Origin of the sequence: Pseudoalteromonas sp. TB64 (assembly GCF_000498095.1) — a bacterium.
Taxonomy (GTDB): Bacteria; Pseudomonadota; Gammaproteobacteria; order Enterobacterales; family Alteromonadaceae; genus Pseudoalteromonas.
The window spans coordinates 1-19,805 of record NZ_AUTQ01000112.1; the positions used below are offsets into that span (position 1 = coordinate 1).

A 19,805-nucleotide genomic window follows, 5' to 3' on the forward strand; every position below is an offset into this window, starting at 1 on the left:
GGTAAAAATTAGCTAGGCTAATAATTACGCTACGATAGTTGCTACAACACCAGCACCTACAGTACGACCACCTTCACGGATAGCAAAACGAAGACCTTCATCCATCGCGATTGGTGCGATTAGAGTTACTGTCATCTTGATGTTATCACCAGGCATTACCATTTCTACGCCATCTGGTAACTGTACGTCACCAGTTACGTCAGTTGTACGGAAGTAGAACTGTGGACGGTAACCTTTGAAGAATGGAGTATGACGACCACCTTCATCTTTCGAAAGTACGTATACTTCTGAAGTGAATGTAGTATGTGGGTTGATTGAACCAGGCTTAGCTAGTACTTGACCACGTTCAACGTCTTCACGCTTAGTACCACGTAGAAGTGCGCCGATGTTTTCGCCAGCACGACCTTCGTCTAGAAGCTTACGGAACATTTCAACACCAGTACAAGTAGAACGAGTTGTATCATTGATACCAACAATTTCTACTTCGTCATTGATGCGGATGATACCAGCTTCAACACGACCAGTTACAACAGTACCACGACCCTGGATTGAGAAAACGTCTTCGATAGGCATGATGAAAGGCTTATCGATGTCACGCTCTGGCTCTGGGATGTAAGTATCAAGTGCGTTTGCAAGCTCAACAATCTTATCTTCCCACTCTTTCTCGCCTTCTAACGCTTTAAGCGCAGAACCAGCGATTAGAGGTAAGTCATCACCTGGGAAATCGTATTCTGAAAGAAGTTCACGAACTTCCATTTCTACTAGTTCAAGTAGCTCTTCGTCATCAACCATGTCACATTTGTTCATGAACACGATGATGTAAGGAACGCCAACTTGACGAGAAAGAAGGATGTGCTCACGAGTTTGTGGCATAGGGCCATCTGTCGCAGCAACTACTAAGATCGCGCCATCCATTTGAGCAGCACCAGTGATCATGTTTTTAACATAATCGGCGTGACCAGGACAATCTACGTGTGCGTAGTGACGTGAAGGAGTATCGTATTCAACGTGAGACGTTGAAATAGTGATACCACGTTCGCGCTCTTCAGGAGCGTTATCAATTGATGCGAAATCTTTAGCAACACCGCCGTATACTTTTGCAAGTACGTTAGTGATTGCTGCAGTTAGTGTAGTTTTACCGTGGTCAACGTGGCCGATTGTACCAACGTTTACGTGCGGTTTTACGCGTTCAAACTTTTCTTTTGCCATCTTAAAAAATTCCTAATAAAGAAATTAAAGCCTGACTCACTATTGAGCCAGACAAGCTAAAATTATATAACAGCGCGAGCTGAAATTATTGTATCTGCAACATTTTTAGAGGCTTCAGCATACTTCACAAACTCCATAGAGTATGAGGCACGGCCTTGTGTTGCAGATCGTAAAGCAGTCGCATAACCAAACATTTCAGAAAGAGGAACTTGCGCATTAATTTGCTTAAGTCCACCTAATGCATCTTCCATGCCTTCGATTATGCCGCGGCGACGGTTTAAGTCGCCAACTACATCACCCATATTTGAATCAGGAGTGAGTACTTCAACCTTCATTACTGGCTCTAAAAGTACAGGGTTAGCTTTAAGCGCCCCATCTCTCATTGCCAGTGAACCTGCTATTTTAAATGCCATTTCATTCGAATCTACATCATGGAATGAACCATCATATAAAGTCGCTCTAACGCCAAGTAATGGGTAGCCTGCCAGTACACCTTGAGACATTTGCTCTTGGATACCTTTGTCTACCGCAGGGACGAATTCTTTAGGAACAGAACCACCTACGGTTTCGTTAACGAACTCGTAAATTGGTGACTCATCATCCGTAATATCCATCGGTTCAAGTTTAATCCAAACGTGACCATATTGACCACGACCACCTGACTGACGTATAAACTTCCCTTCAACTTTAACAGTTGAACGAATAGCTTCTCGGTATGAGACCTGCGGCTTACCAACGTTACATTCAACACTGAATTCACGTTTCATACGGTCGACGATGATATCAAGGTGAAGTTCACCCATACCAGAGATTATAATCTGGCCTGATTCTTCGTCAGTTTGTACGCGAAAAGAAGGATCTTCAGCAGCTAGTTTACCTAGCGCAATACCCATCTTATTTTGGTCAGCTATAGTGCGAGGCTCAACCGCAATAGAGATTACTGGTTCAGGGAATTCCATACGCTCAAGCGTAATAATAGAACTCGGATCACACAGTGTTTCACCTGTTGTTACGTCTTTAAGACCAATAGCTGCCGCGATGTCGCCTGCGAAAACTTCTTTGATCTCTTCACGAGAGTTTGAATGCATCTGTACGATACGGCCAAGTCGCTCACGCTTACTTTTTACTGGATTATATACCGTGTCACCCTGTTTAACAGTACCAGAGTAAACACGGAAAAAGGTCAAGGTGCCAACAAACGGGTCTGTTGCAATCTTAAATGCGAGTGCAGCAAACGGCGCTTTATCATTAGCAGGACGTTCTTCCTCAGTACCATTTTCTAAGATACCTTGGATTTGTTTCACTTGCTCTGGTGAGGGCATATATTCAACAACGCAATCAAGCACAGCTTGAACACCTTTGTTTTTAAATGCACTACCACAAGTAACTGGAACAATCTCATTCGCTAATGTTCGTTGACGCAAAGCATTTTTGATTTCTGCTTCGCTTAACTCTTCACCTTCTAAGTATTTATCCATTAGTTCATCTGTTGCTTCAGCAGCGCTTTCAACTAAATGAGAGCGCCATTCTTCAGCTAATTCCAGAAGATCTGCCGGTATTGCCTCATATGAAAAAGTCATACCCTGGTCCGCTTCGTTCCAGTTAATCATTTTCATTTTTATGAGGTCAATAACACCTTTAAAGTCGTCCTCAGCGCCTACAGGCAACTGAATTGGAACAGGCGTTGCTCCAAGACGAGATTTCACCTGGCTAACCACCGCTAAGAAGTCAGCGCCCGTGCGATCCATTTTATTTACGAAGATCATTCTCGGAACTTCGTATTTGTTCGCTTGACGCCAAACTGTCTCAGTTTGCGGCTGTACACCAGATGAAGCACAAAGAACAACTACCGCACCATCAAGTACGCGTAAAGAACGCTCTACTTCGATAGTGAAATCTACGTGTCCTGGAGTATCAATAATATTGATACGATGGGCGTCAAATTGAGCGTCCATCCCTTTCCAAAAACACGTTGTTGCAGCAGAAGTGATTGTGATACCACGCTCTTGTTCCTGCTCCATCCAATCCATAGTTGCAGCGCCATCATGTACTTCACCGATCTTATGAGAAAGACCCGTGTAGAACAGAACTCGTTCTGTTGTGGTGGTTTTGCCTGCATCTACGTGAGCAACAATACCTATATTACGATAGCGCTCAAGTGGAGTTGTACGTGCCATATGATCCTCTTAAAGGTTAAAGACAGATTACCAACGGTAATGAGCGAATGCTTTATTCGCTTCAGCCATACGGTGAACGTCTTCACGTTTCTTAACCGCAGTGCCTTTGTTGTCAGCAGCGTCAACGATTTCTTGAGCTAAACGTAAGCCCATAGATTTTTCGCCACGCTTACGTGCAGCGTCTACTAACCAACGCATACCTAATGCGTTACGACGAACTGGACGTACTTCAACTGGTACTTGATAAGTTGAACCACCAACACGGCGAGATTTAACTTCTACCTGTGGGCGGATGTTATCAAGTGCAGTTTCAAAGATTTCTAGGTGCGACTTGCCTGATTTCTCAGCAGCCACGTCTAGCGCACCATAAACAATTTTTTCAGCAGTAGATTTCTTGCCGTCTAACATCACGATGTTAACGAATTTAGCAAGAAGTTCCGATCCGAACTTAGGATCTGGAAGAATTTTACGTTGACCGATTACGCGTCTTCTAGGCATTTTGTATCTCCGGTTTATTCAGGTTTGCTCTTTCGAGTCAATCACCCAAAACAATAATTATAAATATTTAGTGCTTGGCCTTACTAACGGAAAACATTAGCCTTTAGGGCGTTTAGTACCGTATTTAGAACGAGCTTGACGACGGTCGCTAACGCCTGCACAGTCAAGTGCACCACGAACAGTGTGAAAACGCACACCTGGTAAATCTTTAACACGACCACCACGGATTAGGATTACACTATGCTCTTGAAGGTTATGACCTTCACCACCAATGTATGAAGTTACTTCGAAACCGTTAGTTAAACGTACACGAGCTACTTTACGTAACGCCGAGTTAGGTTTCTTAGGTGTAGTTGTATATACGCGAGTACATACACCGCGCTTTTGCGGACACGCTTTTAGTGCAGCTGAGTTACTTTTCGTAACCTTGCTACGGCGTGGCTTACGCACTAGCTGGTTAATAGTTGCCATTTAAATAGCTCCTGAAATTAAAATTACTACTGAAAAAAATAAAAAATCCGCCCTTTATTTACGAGCCTGCATTAAGCACACAAGTAAATGGGTGGCGGAATTTTAATGAGCAAAGTTTAACCTGTCAACCTAAACTAATAGTAAGACAGAAGATATCTGCCTTACTATCACTTAATCTATTGATTAAGAACAGTTTATTGATTTCCAGACAAATCAGCATTTAGAGCGTCAGTTAGTGCTTGAGTTGCCTCTTCTGCACTTACAGTTTGCTCTTCTACTACTACTTTGCTTTGTTTACGGCGAGCCATACGTTCTTGATGATACNCGCAAAACCGGTACCGGCTGGGATCAAACGACCCACAATTACGTTTTCTTTAAGACCGCGAAGTTCATCGCTCTTACCATTCACTGCCGCATCTGTAAGAACACGTGTTGTCTCTTGGAAAGACGCTGCAGAGATGAAAGATTCTGTTGCTAGTGATGCTTTTGTGATACCCATTAACTGGATTTCAAACTTAGCTGGTATCTTACCTTGTTTTTCAAGGTCACGGTTTGCGATATTAACGCGCGCCACTTCGATTTGTTCACCGGCTAAGAAGTCAGTATCACCGCCGTGCATAATGGTACATTTACGTAACATTTGACGGATAATTGTTTCAATGTGCTTGTCATTGATCTTAACGCCTTGCAAACGGTAAACCTCTTGCACTTCGTTAACGATGTAGTTAGCAACATGAGTCACACCACGTAGGCGTAAGATGTCATGCGGTGATTCAGGACCATCGGCGATAACTTCACCTTTAGACACTTGCTCACCTTCAAACACGTTAAGTTGACGCCACTTGTGGATCATCTCTTCGTAATGATCACCTTCTGGTGGAGTAATAACTAAACGCTTCTTACCTTTAGTCTCTTTACCGAAGCTAATTGTACCTGTGATTTCAGCTAAGATAGCTGGATCTTTTGGCTTACGAGCTTCAAATAAGTCGGCTACGCGTGGTAGACCACCCGTGATATCACGAGTTTTCGAACCTTCTTGTGGTATACGTGCAAGCACGTCACCAGGGTTTGCTGTAACGCCGTCAATCACTTCAATTGTAGTATATGAAGGTAGACGTGTTTCTTGCAGACCGCGCTCTTCACTTTCGATGATAAGCTTTGGTTCTTTCGTATTTACTTTAGCAAGGTCTTTTACAACTACACGGGTTAAACCGGTTAGTTCATCAGTCTGTGCTTCTGTATTTGAATCATCGATATCGCTAAACGATACTTTTGATTTATGCTCAAGAACAATTGGGTGACTATGCGGGTCCCAAGTAGCAACGATGTCGTTACCTTGAACTTCCGTATTGTCTTTAACTGTTAATACTGCACCGTAAGGCACTTTATAGCGCTCTTTCTCACGACCATAACTATCAATGATAGTAATTTCCGTTGAACGAGAGGTAATAACAATCTTATCGTCTGTGTTAAGTACATACTTAGAGTTATGAAGTTTTAATGTACCGTTAGTTTTAACTTGTACATTATTTTCTGCAGACGCTCTAGATGCCGCACCACCGATGTGGAAAGTACGCATTGTTAACTGTGTACCTGGCTCACCGATTGACTGTGCTGCTATAACACCAACTGATTCACCCGCGTTGATGATATGACCACGTGCTAGGTCACGACCATAACAGTTAGCACAAACACCAAAGTCATTATCACAAGTGATAACAGAACGTACGCGAACTTCATCTACTGAATGCTCTTCTAAAAGGTCACACAGTTTTTCGTCAAGCATGATATTACGTTCAACTAGTACTGTATTAGTACCTGGAATCACAATATCTTCAGCAACAACACGACCTAGAACACGTTCACGAAGTGCTTCTACAACATCACCACCTTCAATAAGCGGTTTCATTGTTAAGCCATCTTCTGTGCCACAGTCATCTTCATTGATTACCAAATCTTGTGCAACGTCTACTAGACGACGCGTTAGGTAACCCGAGTTAGCTGTTTTAAGTGCTGTATCGGCAAGACCTTTACGCGCACCATGCGTTGAGATGAAGTACTGAAGTACGTTTAGACCTTCACGGAAGTTAGCTGTGATTGGCGTCTCGATGATTGAACCATCTGGACGTGCCATTAGACCACGCATACCCGCCAACTGACGAATCTGTGCAGCACTACCACGAGCACCTGAGTCGGCCATCATAAACACTGAGTTAAATGACGGTTGCTCTACTTCTTCACCTTGTGCATTGATAACTGTGTCTTTCGACAAGTTAGACATCATCTCACGTGATAAGTTTTCGTTTACACGTGACCAGATATCGATAACTTTGTTGTACTTTTCACCAGCCGTTACAAGACCTGATTGGAATTGTTGGTTGATTTCAGTAACTTCAGCTTCAGCTGATTCAATTATCTGTGCTTTAACCGGTGGGATAACTAAGTCATCAATACCGATAGAAACACCTGACTTCATTGCATAATGGAAACCGGTGTACATAACTTGGTCAGCAAAGATAACTGTATCTTTAAGACCTAGACGACGGTAACACTCATTCAATAAGCCAGAAATCTGCTTTTTACCTAGCGGCTGGTTGATTGACGCAAACGGCATGCCTTTAGGTAAAATTAGAGACAGAATCGCACGACCAACAGTTGTATCGATAACAGTAATAGTATCTTCTACTACGCCGTCTTCGTTTTTAACTGATTGGCTAATACGTACTTTCACAATTGCGTGAAGGTCTGCATTACCACTACGGTATGCTTTTTCTGCTTCTTTTGGATCTTTAAATATCGCGCCTTCGCCTTTAGCGTTAATGCGGTCACGAGTCATGTAATAAAGACCCAATACAACATCCTGTGAAGGAACGATGATTGGCTCACCATTCGCAGGAGATAGAATGTTGTTTGTTGACATCATCAATGCACGAGCTTCAAGCTGCGCTTCGATTGTTAACGGTACGTGTACCGCCATTTGGTCACCATCGAAATCGGCGTTGTACGCCGCACATACTAATGGATGCAAATGAATCGCTTTACCTTCGATAAGCACAGGCTCAAACGCTTGGATACCCAAACGGTGAAGTGTTGGTGCACGGTTAAGTAATACTGGATGTTCACGAATTACTTCGTCAAGTACATCCCATACTTCCGGAACTTCACGTTCAACCATCTTCTTAGCAGCTTTGATTGTCGTAGCCATGCCGCGACGTTCTAGTTTGCCATAGATGAATGGTTTGAATAGCTCTAGTGCCATCTTCTTAGGAAGACCACATTGGTGAAGCTTAAGTGTAGGACCAACTGTGATTACAGAACGGCCTGAATAATCTACACGCTTACCAAGTAAGTTCTGACGGAAACGACCTTGCTTACCCTTGATCATATCAGCAAGAGATTTAAGAGGACGTTTGTTAGAACCTGTAATTGCACGACCACGACGACCGTTATCAAGTAGCGCATCTACCGCTTCTTGTAACATACGTTTTTCGTTGCGTACAATAATGTCTGGTGCTGCTAAATCTAGTAGACGCTTAAGACGGTTATTACGGTTAATAACACGACGGTAAAGGTCATTTAGATCAGATGTCGCAAAACGACCACCGTCTAGAGGTACTAATGGGCGTAGATCAGGTGGCAATACTGGAAGTACTGTCATGATCATCCACTCAGGGTTATTACCTGATTGGTGGAACGATTCCATTAACTTAAGACGTTTAGTGATTTTTTTACGCTTAGTTTCAGAGTTAATTGTTGGTAACTCTTCACGCATTTCAGCAATTAATTGAGCAAGATCGAGTTCACGAAGCAAGTCTAAAACTGCTTCAGCACCCATCTTAGCTTCAAACTCATCACCATGTTCTTCTAGTGCATCTAGGTATTCTTCTTCACCAAGTAATTGACCACGCTCAAGCGTTGTCATACCCGGCTCAGTTACTACGAATGATTCGAAGTAAAGAACACGTTCAATATCACGAAGCGTCATATCTAGCATTAAGCCGATACGTGACGGTAATGATTTTAAAAACCATATGTGTGCAACTGGGCTCGCAAGGTCAATATGACCCATACGATCGCGTCGCACTTTAGTGAGTGTTACTTCAACGCCACACTTTTCACAGATCACACCACGGTGTTTAAGACGCTTATATTTACCACATAAGCATTCATAATCTTTCACTGGACCGAAAATACGGGCACAGAATAAGCCATCACGCTCAGGCTTGAAAGTACGGTAGTTAATAGTCTCAGGTTTCTTTACTTCACCGTATGACCATGAACGAACCATGTCTGGTGAAGCAAGACCAATGCGAATTGCATCGAATTCTTCGGTCTTATTTTGTTGCTTCAGAAACTTAAGTAAGTCTTTCACCTTAGCTCTCCTGTCGGAGTTAATCTTGAGGACGGGTATTCTCGTCCCTACATTCTATTCGGCCGTAACAGATGCTGCAGCGTTAACTGCAGCATCTAATTGGCTTAATTTTCTTCCAACTCGATGTTGATACCCAGTGAGCGGATCTCTTTCAACAATACGTTGAACGATTCTGGCATACCTGGTTCCATTTTATGGTTACCATCAACGATGTTTTTATACATCTTAGTACGACCGTTCACGTCATCCGATTTCACTGTTAGCATTTCTTGTAGAGTGTAAGCAGCACCGTAAGCTTCAAGTGCCCATACTTCCATCTCACCAAAACGCTGGCCACCGAACTGTGCTTTACCACCCAGCGGCTGCTGAGTAACAAGGCTGTAAGAACCAGTAGAACGTGCATGCATTTTATCATCAACTAAGTGATTCAATTTAAGCATGTACATGTAACCAACAGTTACTTGACGTTCAAACTGATCACCAGTACGGCCATCATAAAGTGTAACCTGACCACTACGTGGGTAGCCCGCAAGCTCAAGCATGTCTTTAATTTCGCTTTCTTTCGCGCCATCAAATGCAGGAGTAGCTATTGGTAAACCACCTTTTAAGTTTTCAGCCAAACGACGAATTTCGTCATCTGTGAAGCTAGCAATGTCTACAACTTGGCGAGATTCACCAATTTCGTATGCTTGCTTGATGAAGTCACGTAGCTCATGAAGCTCACGTTGCTCTTTCATCATTTCTTCAATGCGTTCACCGATACCACGTGCAGCTAGACCCATATGTGTTTCAAGGATCTGACCGATGTTCATACGCGATGGTACACCTAGTGGATTCAATACGATATCTACCGTACGACCTTTGTCATCGTAAGGCATATCTTCTACTGGTACGATAGTCGAGATAACACCTTTGTTACCATGACGACCCGCCATTTTGTCACCCGGTTGGATACGACGTCTAACAGCTAGGTATACTTTAACAATCTTAAGTACGCCTGGTGCTAAGTCATCACCTTGGGTAATTTTACGACGTTTGTTTTCAAACTTTTTATCGTATTCAGCTTTAAGCTCATCGTACTGTGCAGCTAATTGCTCAAGTTCAGCTTGCTTATCTTCTTCAGCAAGGCTTTGAGTAAGTAGTTTCTCAGCATTCAGCGATGTTAATTTGTCTTCTTCGAAGCCTGCATCAACAAGTAACTTGCGAGCACGTCCTAAAACGCCAGCTTCTAAAATACGGAACTCTTCATTGAAGTCTTTCTTCGCTTCGCGAAGCTGCATGTCTTCAACTTCTAACGCACGTTTGTCTTTTTCAACACCATCACGGGTGAAAACTTGTACGTCAATTACAGTACCAGTTACAGAGTTTGGTACACGTAAAGAGCTGTCTTTAACATCAGACGCTTTTTCGCCGAAGATAGCTCGCAGAAGCTTCTCTTCAGGTGTTAACTGTGTTTCGCCTTTAGGAGTTACTTTACCTACTAGAATATCGCCGCTCTTAACTTCAGCACCAATATAAACAACACCTGATTCATCAAGCTTGCCTAGCGCAGACTCACCCACATTCGGGATATCTGCAGTAATCTCTTCTGGACCTAATTTAGTATCACGGGCAACACACTGTAGCTCTTGAATATGGATAGTCGTTAGACGATCTTCTTCAACTACGCGCTCTGATAGCAAGATTGAATCTTCGAAGTTGTAACCGTTCCATGGCATGAATGCCACGCGAAGGTTTTGACCAAGGGCTAAATCACCTAAGTCAGTCGAAGGACCATCTGCTAACACGTCACCACGAGTAACCGGTTCGCCAACCATACAAGTTGGTTTTTGGTTAATACATGTATTTTGGTTAGAACGTGTGTATTTGGTTAAGTTGTAGATGTCGATGCCCGCTTCACCAGGAATGCGTTCTTCTTCATGTACATTAACAACGATGCGACTTGCGTCAGCATACATTACTTCACCACCACGTTTAGCAACGATAGTTACACCAGAATCTTTCGCTAGTGTTAACTCAATACCAGTACCTACTAACGGTTTGTCCGCTTTCAATGTTGGTACTGCTTGACGTTGCATGTTTGAACCCATCAATGCACGGTTAGCATCATCGTGTTCTAAGAACGGGATAAGTGCTGCCGCTACAGAGATCACCTGTTGTGGTGATACATCCATATATTGCTGATCCATACGACCCATAAAGGTAGATTCACCTTTGTGACGACATGGAATAAGTTCATCAACAAACTCATTGGTTTCAGTTAAGTTTGAATTCGCCTGTGCGATAACAAACTGACCTTCTTCAATGGCTGATAAATAATCAACTTCATCAGTTACAACACCGTCTACCACTTTGCGGTAAGGTGTTTCTAAGAAACCGTAGTCATTTGTACGTGCGTACGTAGACAACGAGTTAATTAGACCGATGTTTGGACCCTCAGGAGTCTCGATTGGACATACGCGACCATAGTGAGTTACGTGAACGTCACGTACTTCAAAGCCTGCGCGTTCACGAGTTAGACCGCCCGGACCTAATGCAGAGATACGACGTTTATGCGTAACTTCTGATAGCGGGTTATTTTGGTCCATAAACTGTGATAACTGAGACGAGCCGAAAAACTCTTTAACAGCTGCCGATATAGGCTTAGCGTTAATAAGATCTTGTGGCATTATTGCGTCAAGGTCACCTAAGCTTAAACGCTCACGTACAGCACGTTCTACACGTACTAGACCAACACGGAATTGGTTCTCAGCCATTTCGCCAACACTACGTATACGACGGTTGCCTAAGTGATCGATATCATCAACATCGCCTTGACCGTTACGAATAGCAATTAATACTTTCATAACAGACACGATGTCTTCTTTGCTTAATGTGCCTGGGCCTGTGTCTGTATCGTAACCAACACGGCTATTGAACTTCATACGACCTACAGTAGATAAGTCATAACGTTCTTCAGAGAAGAACAAGTTCTGGAATAAGGCTTCAGCCGCGTCTTTCGTCGGTGGCTCGCCTGGGCGCATCATGCGGTAAATTTCTACTAGTGCTTCTAAACGGCTGCTTGAAGAGTCAATGTTCAATGTATTTGACATGTAAGCACCGCTGTCCACTTCATTGATATATAACGTATCAATTTTAGTGTGACCTGCTTTAACCAATTCAGCCATTAGCTCAAGAGTTAATTCGTCATTCGCGTTAGCAATAACTTCACCCGTTGACTCGTCAACGTAGTTTTTAGCTATAACACGGCCAATAACATACTCATGTGGTACTTCTAATCGGTTAATGCCTTTCTTCTCGATGCTCTTGATGTGGCGAGCCGTAACACGACGACCGCTTTCAACAAATACTTCACCGTCTTCGCTCTTGATATCAAAAGCGGCAGTTTCACCACGTAAACGTGAAGGCACAAGTTCCATAAGAACTTTACCGTCCGCTACTTCAAACGTAGTATTATCGAAGAAGATTTCTAGGATTTGTTCACTAGAGTACTCAAGTGCACGTAGGATGATAGACGCCGGTAATTTACGACGACGGTCAATACGTACATATAAGTTATCTTTTGCATCAAATTCGAAGTCTAACCATGAACCACGGTAAGGAATAACGCGTGCGTTATATAATACTTTACCTGATGAATGAGTTTTACCGCGGTCGTTATCAAAGAATACACCAGGGCTACGGTGTAGCTGAGAAACGATAACACGCTCTGTACCATTGATAACAAAGGTACCGGTATCTGTCATGAGCGGAATTTCGCCCATGTAAACTTCTTGCTCTTTAATGTCTTTAACTGTGCCTGGAGCTTCTTTGTCCATAACGATAAGGCGAAGTTTCACGCGAAGTGGAGCAGAATAAGTCACACCGCGAATTTGACATTCTTTTACATCGAAAACTGGCTCGCCAATACGGTAACTTACGTATTGAAGCTCAGAATTTCCCGAGTAGCTTTTAATTGGGAACACAGAACGGAAGGCAGCTTCCAAACCATGATCGCCATCAGCGTCCGGCACTAAGAATTTTTTAAACGATTCTAACTGTGTAGACAGTAAAAAAGGTATATCTAAAACTTGTGGACGTTTACCAAAATCCTTACGGATACGTTTCTTTTCAGAATAAGAGTAAGCCATGGGGTTCCTCAGCTTGCTGATCTTTGACCCGACCTGTTCTTGTAAGAACAGACTTAACTGGCAGCTATGCCAAGATTTTACAACATTCAATTGTTGCTCTAATTTAGCTCTCACTTTAACACTAGCAAACTATAAAGCGTTGAAAGTAAAGAAAAAAATCAGATTTTATTTGCGCTAAAAGAGTGGATCACTCTATAGCGCAAAAAGGCCGGTGATTAAATAATCACCAGCCCTTGCCTGATTTCTCAGGCAGCGAACTTAGCAAAAGCTAAATTACTTAACCTCAACTTCAGCACCAGCTTCAGTAAGATCTTTTGCAAGTGCTTCAGCTTCTTCTTTAGATACACCTTCTTTAACAGGTGTAGGAGCAGCTTCAACAAGAGCTTTCGCTTCTTTAAGGCCAAGGCCAGTTGCGCTACGAACAGCTTTGATTGCAGAAACCTTGTTAGCGCCAGCGCCAGTAAGGATTACGTCAAATTCTGTTTTCTCTTCAGCAGCTTCAGCAGCTGGACCAGCTACCATTGCAGCTGCAGCTGTTACGCCGAATTTTTCTTCCATTGCTTCAATAAGAGCAACAACGTCCATTACTGACATTTCAGCAATTGCGTCAAGGATTTGGTCTTTAGATACAGACATTACAAATTTCCTAATAATTAACGGACTTTAAGTCCAAATAAATTTTACACCGAAAGTGATTAAACAGCTTAAAATTAAGCAGCTTGCTCTTCTTTCTGTAGACGTACTGCTTCAATTGTTTTACACAATTTGCCAGCAGACGCTTCTTTCATAGCACTCATTAAGCGTGCAACAGCTTCATCGTATGTAGGTAATGTAGCAAGCATTGCTGCATCAACAACATTTCCTTCAAAAGCGGCCGTTTTAAGCTCGAATTTCTCATTCTTTTTCGCGAAATCTGAAAAGATACGCGCAGCAGCACCTGGATGCTCTGATGAGAAAGCGATTAAGCTTGGACCAACAAATGAATCAGAAAGACACTCAAAATCTGTTCCTTCAAGAGCACGTTTTGCTAGAGTGTTACGGACAACTTTCATCCAAACACCATTTGCACGAGCTTCTTTACGAAGGGCAGTAATTGCGCCAACTGTTACACCACGAGAATCTGCAACAACTGCAGATAGAGCACCATTGGCTGCTTCGTTGACTTCAGCAACTATTGCTTTTTTGCCTTGAAGATTTAAAGCCATGGGTGTTACTCCTGGTTTAATGGGGGTACCGATTATCGGTTTCCCCGGTTCTACTCTTCCCTACCAAACAAGGTAGAGATGCTTTTTACGGCGAGAGCCAGAAGGATTAGGAAAAATCTATCTGGGGTCTACACCGTCTACGTAGGTGAATATTAAGGCCGAAGCCACCTACGGTCTTGGACGGAAGCCTAATTTATCGTTTTACCCTAAGGTGCAACGAAATTATAGACTTCAACCCGAATTCTTTACTTTGCCAATTAATAAATTAATCAACAAAATGGCGCGAAATTATAGTACAAATTTCACGCCATGTAAACACTAAATTAAGCTACAGTTGTGCTTAAAGTGCCTTGGTCAACAGAAACACCTGCGCCCATTGTTGTAGAGATAGTTACTTTCTTCAAGTAAATACCTTTAGCTTGAGAAGGCTTAGCCTTCTTAAGTGCAACAATTAGTGACTCAAGATTTTGTTGAAGCTGCTCAGCTGTGAAATCAACCTTACCAATAGTAGTATGGATGATGCCATTCTTGTCATTACGGTAACGTACTTGACCAGCTTTAGCATTTTTAACTGCTTCTGCAACGTTAGGCGTTACAGTACCAGTTTTAGGGTTTGGCATTAGACCACGTGGACCTAAGATTTGACCTAGTTGACCAACAACACGCATAGCGTCTGGTGATGCAACAACAACGTCAAAATTCATCTCGCCTTTTTTAACTAGCTCAGCAAGATCTTCCATGCCTACTAATTCAGCACCGGCTTCTTTTGCAGCTTCTGCATTAGCGCCTTGAGTGAATACAGCAACACGAACGTCACGACCAGTACCGTTAGGTAGTACAGTAGCACCACGAACGTTTTGATCAGATTTACGAGCATCGATACCAAGGTTAACAGCAACGTCAACACTTTCTACGAATTTAGCTGTCGCTAACTCTTTTAAAAGAGCAATTGCTTCATTGATCTCGTAATCTTTTGTTACTTCCACTTTTTCGCGGATAGTACGCATACGTTTAGTTAATTTAGCCATTTCTTAGTCCTCTACGTTCAAGCCCATCGCACGCGCAGAACCTGCGATAGTGCGAACCGCAGCGTCCATATCAGCCGCTGTAAGGTCAGCTCGTTTTGTCTCAACAATCTCTTCAAGTTGAGCACGAGTTACTGTGCCTACTTTATCAGTGTTAGGACGGCCTGAGCCTGATTTGATACCAGCTGCTTTCTTAAGTAAGTAAGCTGCAGGTGGTGTTTTCATATCGAACGTAAAAGAACGGTCGCCGTAAACAGAGATCACTACAGGAACTGGAGCGCCTTTTTCGATAGATTCTGTACGTGCGTTAAACGCTTTACAGAATTCCATGATGTTTACACCGTGTTGTCCTAGTGCTGGACCAACTGGAGGACTAGGATTAGCCATACCAGCGGCAACTTGTAGCTTTATTAGAGCTTCAACTTTTTTAGCCATTATAAATACCTCATTAGGTGGGTCTTAGCCTTGTGCGCGCGAGGACGCGTACTCTAGCGGCTTCCCAGTTTAAAAATTGGTTTCGTACTTTTTGTAAAGTAAAAATAAATTTACCTTAATACAAAAAGGCCGTTGATTATAAGATAATCAACGGCCTTTTTCAAGCTTCATGCCAATATTTACTAAAATATTAGCGAAGCTTTTTTAATCAATTACTTATCTTGCTCAACTTGACCAAATTCAAGTTCAACTGGTGTAGAACGACCAAAAATAAGTACAGATACTTTTACGCGGCTCTTTTCGTAGTCAACTTCTTCAACTACACCACTAAAGTCTGCAAATGGTCCATCTGTAACACGTACAACTTCACCTGGTTCAAACAATGTAGCAGGTTTAGGCGCTTCAGCATTTTCTTGTAGACGGTTAAGAATACGTTCTGCTTCTTTAGGGCTAATTGGAGCAGGACGATCAGACGTACCACCAATAAAGCCCATTACGCGTTCAGTGCTGTTCACTAAGTGCCAGCTCTTATCGTTCATATCCATTTGTACTAATACATAACCTGGGAAGAATTTACGCTCAGATTTACGCTTTTGACCAGCGCGCATCTCAACAACTTCTTCAGTTGGTACTAGTATCTCACCAAAGCTCGCTTCAAGACCTTCGATTTTGATATGTTCGACTAATGTTTGTGCTACACGCTTTTCGTAACCAGAAAAAGCTTGTACTACATACCAACGTAATTTAATTTCGTTATTCTCATCCGACATGGGATCAGATCTCCAATCCAGTTAAAAAGCCAACAGCGCGGAATAAAATGCCATCTAATCCCCAAAGGATAAGTGCCATAATCACCGTTGCAACCATTACAATTAATGTCGTGTGGGTAGTTTCTTGACGCGTTGGCCAAATAACTTTGCGTACTTCAATTCGAGCTTCTTTAGCAAAAGCAAGAAAGTTACGTCCCTTAAAGGTTTGCGAGGCAATTGCTAATCCAGCCGCTATTGCAACAACAACGCCGATAGCACGTAGCAATACAGATTGATCTGCATACATATGATTACCAACAACTGCGCCTGCAAGTAGCGCGATTGCTACTAACCACTTTACTGACTCCATCGCACTTGATGGTGTTTCTACATTCGTGCTCATAATATTATTACCTTAACTACAGACACAACAACCCTACACTACGGCAGGGTTAATCCATTAAAATCTAAACTTAAAAACAGACTTAATTTAAACCGGTTTTTAATCTCAGACTACTCAAATTCTAAGTAAAACTGGCAGGGGCGGAGAGACTCGAACTCCCAACCATCGGTTTTGGAGACCGCTGTTCTACCAATTGGAACTACGCCCCTGCAAAGTGGATGCCTATTATACTTACGCAAGCCATTAACACAAGCCTAAAAGGTACCCGTAATGCAAAATCTCTGTAAACAATTAAGAGCTTGATATTAAAAAGCCTTAATTGGCCCCTTTAACAATTGGCACGCCGTTGTTTCCAACCGGAATATACACTGTTGTATGATTAGGTGACGATGCCATTTTTATTTGTGCATTAATCGCTTCATGTTGAATATAATTAGCAGTTAGCGTTGCATTAATTATTTTTTGCGCTTGAGCAATACCTTTAGCTTCTTCTACCCTAATTTCAGCGTCTTTTCGGGCTATTTCTTTTTGTGTTTCTTTTTCTGCCAATAACTGCTGAGCGGCTAGTTTTTTCTCAACTGCATTAGCAACAATATCGGGGTAATTAATGTTACCAACGACAACATTTGCTAGCTTAAATGGAGTGGTCGATAAATAACCTTGCAGGCGCAGAGTCACTTCTTTTGCTATTTTCTCACGATTTGTTTTAAGCTCGCCACTATCGTATTTTTGTACTGTATCGCGCACATATGTTCTAAATGTTTCACGTACAAAACGCTTATACCAATTTTCGGCGCCATATTCTTCCACAACAGTTCTAACCGACCCACTTTCAATCGCAATCACTGCATGAAAATCAAATTTAATATTTAAATCATCATTAGCAAGAATTCTAAATGTTTCTGTATATGTATTAGGTCGCATATCTATGTTCACCACTTCATTGCGCAATAGTGACATGCCATAATTAGACGGACCTTTCATTGTTCCTTGATAACCACCTTCACCAAATACACGCGGCTTTTCGAATACATAGCCTTCCTCTCCCGCAGGAGTACTTGGGTTAGTGCATGCCGTTAAGCTAAAGCCAACCACAGCAATTACTAAAACACCTTTAAATAAATTATTAAACAGTGTTTGTGTTCCTGAATTTCTCATTCTCATTATTCGTTCTCTATTTGCTCTTTAGTGTTTTATATACGTCACTTAATAAGCTTGATGCACCAAATCTAAAGGTATCAGCGTGTAAGTAATCATTGCCCATTATTGAACGCGTAAGTGCTAGATAGTCTGTTGCATCAGCAACTGTTTTAACCCCTCCCGCTGCTTTAAAACCAATTAACTTACCTGATTGTTTTATTGTATTTAGCATTATTTTTGTCGACTCAAGGGTCGCATTAATAGCAACTTTACCCGTACTGGTTTTAACAAAGTCAGCACCACCTTTAATTGCCAAGGCAGTTGCTTGCGCTATTAGTGTTTGTGTTTTTAGCTCGCCACTTTCTATAATTACCTTAAGCCGTGCACGTGTACCACATGCCTTTTTACTCTCGTTAACATATTCAAGCACCATGCGCTCATCGCCAGCAATTAATGCTTTATATGGAATTACTAAGTCTATTTCATCAGCACCACGCTCTATTGCTATAAGCGTTTCGTTAATTACATCACTTAAAGGAGCATCCCCTAACGGGAAATTAGTAACCGTGGCAACTTTTACATGGCTTAGTTCTCGTGCCGCTAATGCAATTTTAGCGTCATCAACAAAACCACTATAAACACATACAGCAGCAGGAGTGCCCAATACTGGATCAATGCTGTTAACTAAAGCCTCAATAGTTGCTTTGCTATCGTCGTCATTTAAACTGGTTAAATCCATTAACGTGACCGTTAAAACCGCATTTTTTTGTTGTTCAGACATTTAAACTCCATCATTTACTATGTGCAAAGTTACATAGCCCCATATTAACAAATTAAAATAAACTCGCTATAGCTCATAACCAAACACTATAAGCTTACTATTCACTTGCAATTATGTGTAAAGCCTTATTAAATAAGCCTTAGGTCTAAAAATAGCAGCAGTTATAACCTTTGGTTATATTAACTTGGTTTTAATTATTTTTTACTTATTGATAGCCACTATATTCTGCTTACTAGGTTAACGTGTTTTTTTATTTGAATTTGTTTAGGGGTGTTATAAACGTGCAGTATTTACCTATCTTTACCAAACTCGACAACAAACCAGTATTGGTTGTTGGCGGTGGAGAGGTCGCATTACGCAAATGTCGCGCGTTTTTAAAAGCCCGTGCAAACGTAACTTTAGTCGCACCTTGGTTTTGTGATGAACTAAAAGAACACGCACACAATAATGAAGTCACACTTATTGATGCCTACTTCGATGAATCACATCTCGACGGTAAAATGCTGGTTATTGCCGCAACTGACCGCGATGAGGTAAACAACAATGTGTTTGAACTTGCCAACGCGCGTAATGTGTTTGTAAACGTGGTTGATGATCAACCTAAATGTACGTTTATATTCCCTTCAATTGTTGACCGCGACCCAATTACTATTGCTATATCGAGCGCAGGCACCGCGCCGGTACTGGCACGCCGCTTACGTGAAAAACTTGAAACCCTTATTCCACAACATATAGGTCCACTTGCTACGTTAGTTGGCGGGTTTAGAAATAAAGTAAAACAACGCTTTAAACATTTTTCAGACCGTCGTCAATTTTGGGAAGGCGTTTTCGACTCATCCGTTGTAAGTAAAGTACAAACAGGCGATACAAAAGCCGCAGAGCAACAACTTGAGCAAATGCTAGATGCTAAAGCAGAACCCGAAGGCGAAGTGTATGTAGTAGGTGCAGGCCCTGGCGATCCAGAGCTTTTAACACTTAAAGCACTGCAACTTATGCAGCAAGCCGACGTAGTCGTTTATGACTTTTTAGTGTCTGACGAAATAATGGAATTAGTACGCCGAGATGCTGACCTTATTTGTGTAGGCAAACGTTTGGGCGATCATAGCGTTGTTCAAGACGACACCAACCAAATGCTGGTAGACCTTGCTAAACAAGGTAAAAAAGTATGTCGAATTAAAGGCGGCGATCCATTTATTTATGGTCGTGGCGG

14 protein-coding genes, 1 tRNA gene and 1 pseudogene are annotated in these 19,805 nt (G+C 42.1%); 1 reads left to right on the top strand and 15 read right to left on the bottom strand.

Features of this window, described 5'->3' with window-relative positions:
• Positions 1-24 precede the first annotated feature (24 nt).
• The 15 genes and pseudogenes from tuf to deoC all read right to left on the bottom strand — a co-directional run bounded on the left by tuf (position 25) and on the right by deoC (position 18,595).
• The gene (gene tuf / locus L647_RS0108480; RefSeq protein ID WP_024589451.1) at positions 25-1,209 is read right to left on the bottom strand and encodes an elongation factor Tu; all 1,185 of its coding nucleotides are present in this window, start codon (positions 1,207-1,209) and stop codon (positions 25-27) included.
• 62 nt (positions 1,210-1,271) lie between these two features.
• A complete protein-coding gene (gene fusA / locus L647_RS0108485; protein ID WP_024610767.1) occupies positions 1,272-3,386 on the bottom strand; it encodes an elongation factor G in 2,115 nt (704 codons plus the stop codon).
• Positions 3,387-3,413: 27 nt separating this feature from the next.
• Positions 3,414-3,884, bottom strand: a complete 471-nt coding sequence (gene rpsG / locus L647_RS0108490; protein ID WP_010392135.1) for a 30S ribosomal protein S7 — start codon at positions 3,882-3,884, stop codon at positions 3,414-3,416.
• A 96-nt stretch (positions 3,885-3,980) separates the two neighbouring features.
• Positions 3,981-4,355: a 30S ribosomal protein S12 gene (rpsL, locus tag L647_RS0108495; protein WP_008165517.1), complete on the bottom strand. Its 375-nt coding sequence runs from the start codon at positions 4,353-4,355 to the stop codon at positions 3,981-3,983.
• Between the two features lie 194 nt (positions 4,356-4,549).
• Positions 4,550-8,727 (bottom strand): annotated as a pseudogene (gene rpoC / locus L647_RS01000000123905) (DNA-directed RNA polymerase subunit beta').
• A gap of 104 nt (positions 8,728-8,831) precedes the next feature.
• Positions 8,832-12,857, bottom strand: coding sequence for a DNA-directed RNA polymerase subunit beta (gene rpoB / locus L647_RS0108505; RefSeq protein ID WP_024610768.1), 4,026 nt, complete (start codon positions 12,855-12,857; stop codon positions 8,832-8,834).
• 273 nt (positions 12,858-13,130) lie between these two features.
• Positions 13,131-13,493: a 50S ribosomal protein L7/L12 gene (gene rplL / locus L647_RS0108510; RefSeq protein WP_002958882.1), complete on the bottom strand. Its 363-nt coding sequence runs from the start codon at positions 13,491-13,493 to the stop codon at positions 13,131-13,133.
• A 74-nt stretch (positions 13,494-13,567) separates the two neighbouring features.
• Positions 13,568-14,062, bottom strand: coding sequence for a 50S ribosomal protein L10 (gene rplJ / locus L647_RS0108515; protein ID WP_024610769.1), 495 nt, complete (start codon positions 14,060-14,062; stop codon positions 13,568-13,570).
• Positions 14,063-14,385: 323 nt separating this feature from the next.
• Positions 14,386-15,090 carry a 50S ribosomal protein L1 gene (rplA, locus tag L647_RS0108520; RefSeq protein ID WP_024610770.1) on the bottom strand — a complete coding sequence of 235 codons (705 nt, stop codon included), beginning with the start codon at positions 15,088-15,090 and terminating at the stop codon, positions 14,386-14,388.
• Between the two features lie 3 nt (positions 15,091-15,093).
• On the bottom strand, positions 15,094-15,522 hold the full coding sequence (gene rplK, locus L647_RS0108525; RefSeq protein WP_024610771.1) for a 50S ribosomal protein L11: 429 nt from the start codon (positions 15,520-15,522) through the stop codon (positions 15,094-15,096).
• Between the two features lie 212 nt (positions 15,523-15,734).
• Entirely contained in the window at positions 15,735-16,292 is a 558-nt protein-coding gene (gene nusG, locus L647_RS0108530; protein WP_024610772.1) for a transcription termination/antitermination protein NusG, read from the bottom strand.
• A 4-nt stretch (positions 16,293-16,296) separates the two neighbouring features.
• Complete coding sequence (secE, locus tag L647_RS0108535; RefSeq protein WP_002958877.1) at positions 16,297-16,674, bottom strand: preprotein translocase subunit SecE; 378 nt, start codon at positions 16,672-16,674, stop codon at positions 16,297-16,299.
• Between the two features lie 132 nt (positions 16,675-16,806).
• A tRNA-Trp gene (locus L647_RS0108540) sits at positions 16,807-16,883 on the bottom strand.
• Between the two features lie 106 nt (positions 16,884-16,989).
• Complete coding sequence (locus L647_RS0108545; RefSeq protein ID WP_024610773.1) at positions 16,990-17,838, bottom strand: SPFH domain-containing protein; 849 nt, start codon at positions 17,836-17,838, stop codon at positions 16,990-16,992.
• 10 nt (positions 17,839-17,848) lie between these two features.
• Positions 17,849-18,595 carry a deoxyribose-phosphate aldolase gene (gene deoC / locus L647_RS0108550; protein WP_024610774.1) on the bottom strand — a complete coding sequence of 249 codons (747 nt, stop codon included), beginning with the start codon at positions 18,593-18,595 and terminating at the stop codon, positions 17,849-17,851.
• 281 nt (positions 18,596-18,876) lie between these two features.
• On the opposite strand from deoC, the gene cysG reads away from it, so the two are divergent.
• Positions 18,877-19,805: siroheme synthase CysG (cysG, locus tag L647_RS0108555; RefSeq protein WP_024610775.1), on the top strand; the 929-nt coding region annotated here is incomplete at its 3' end.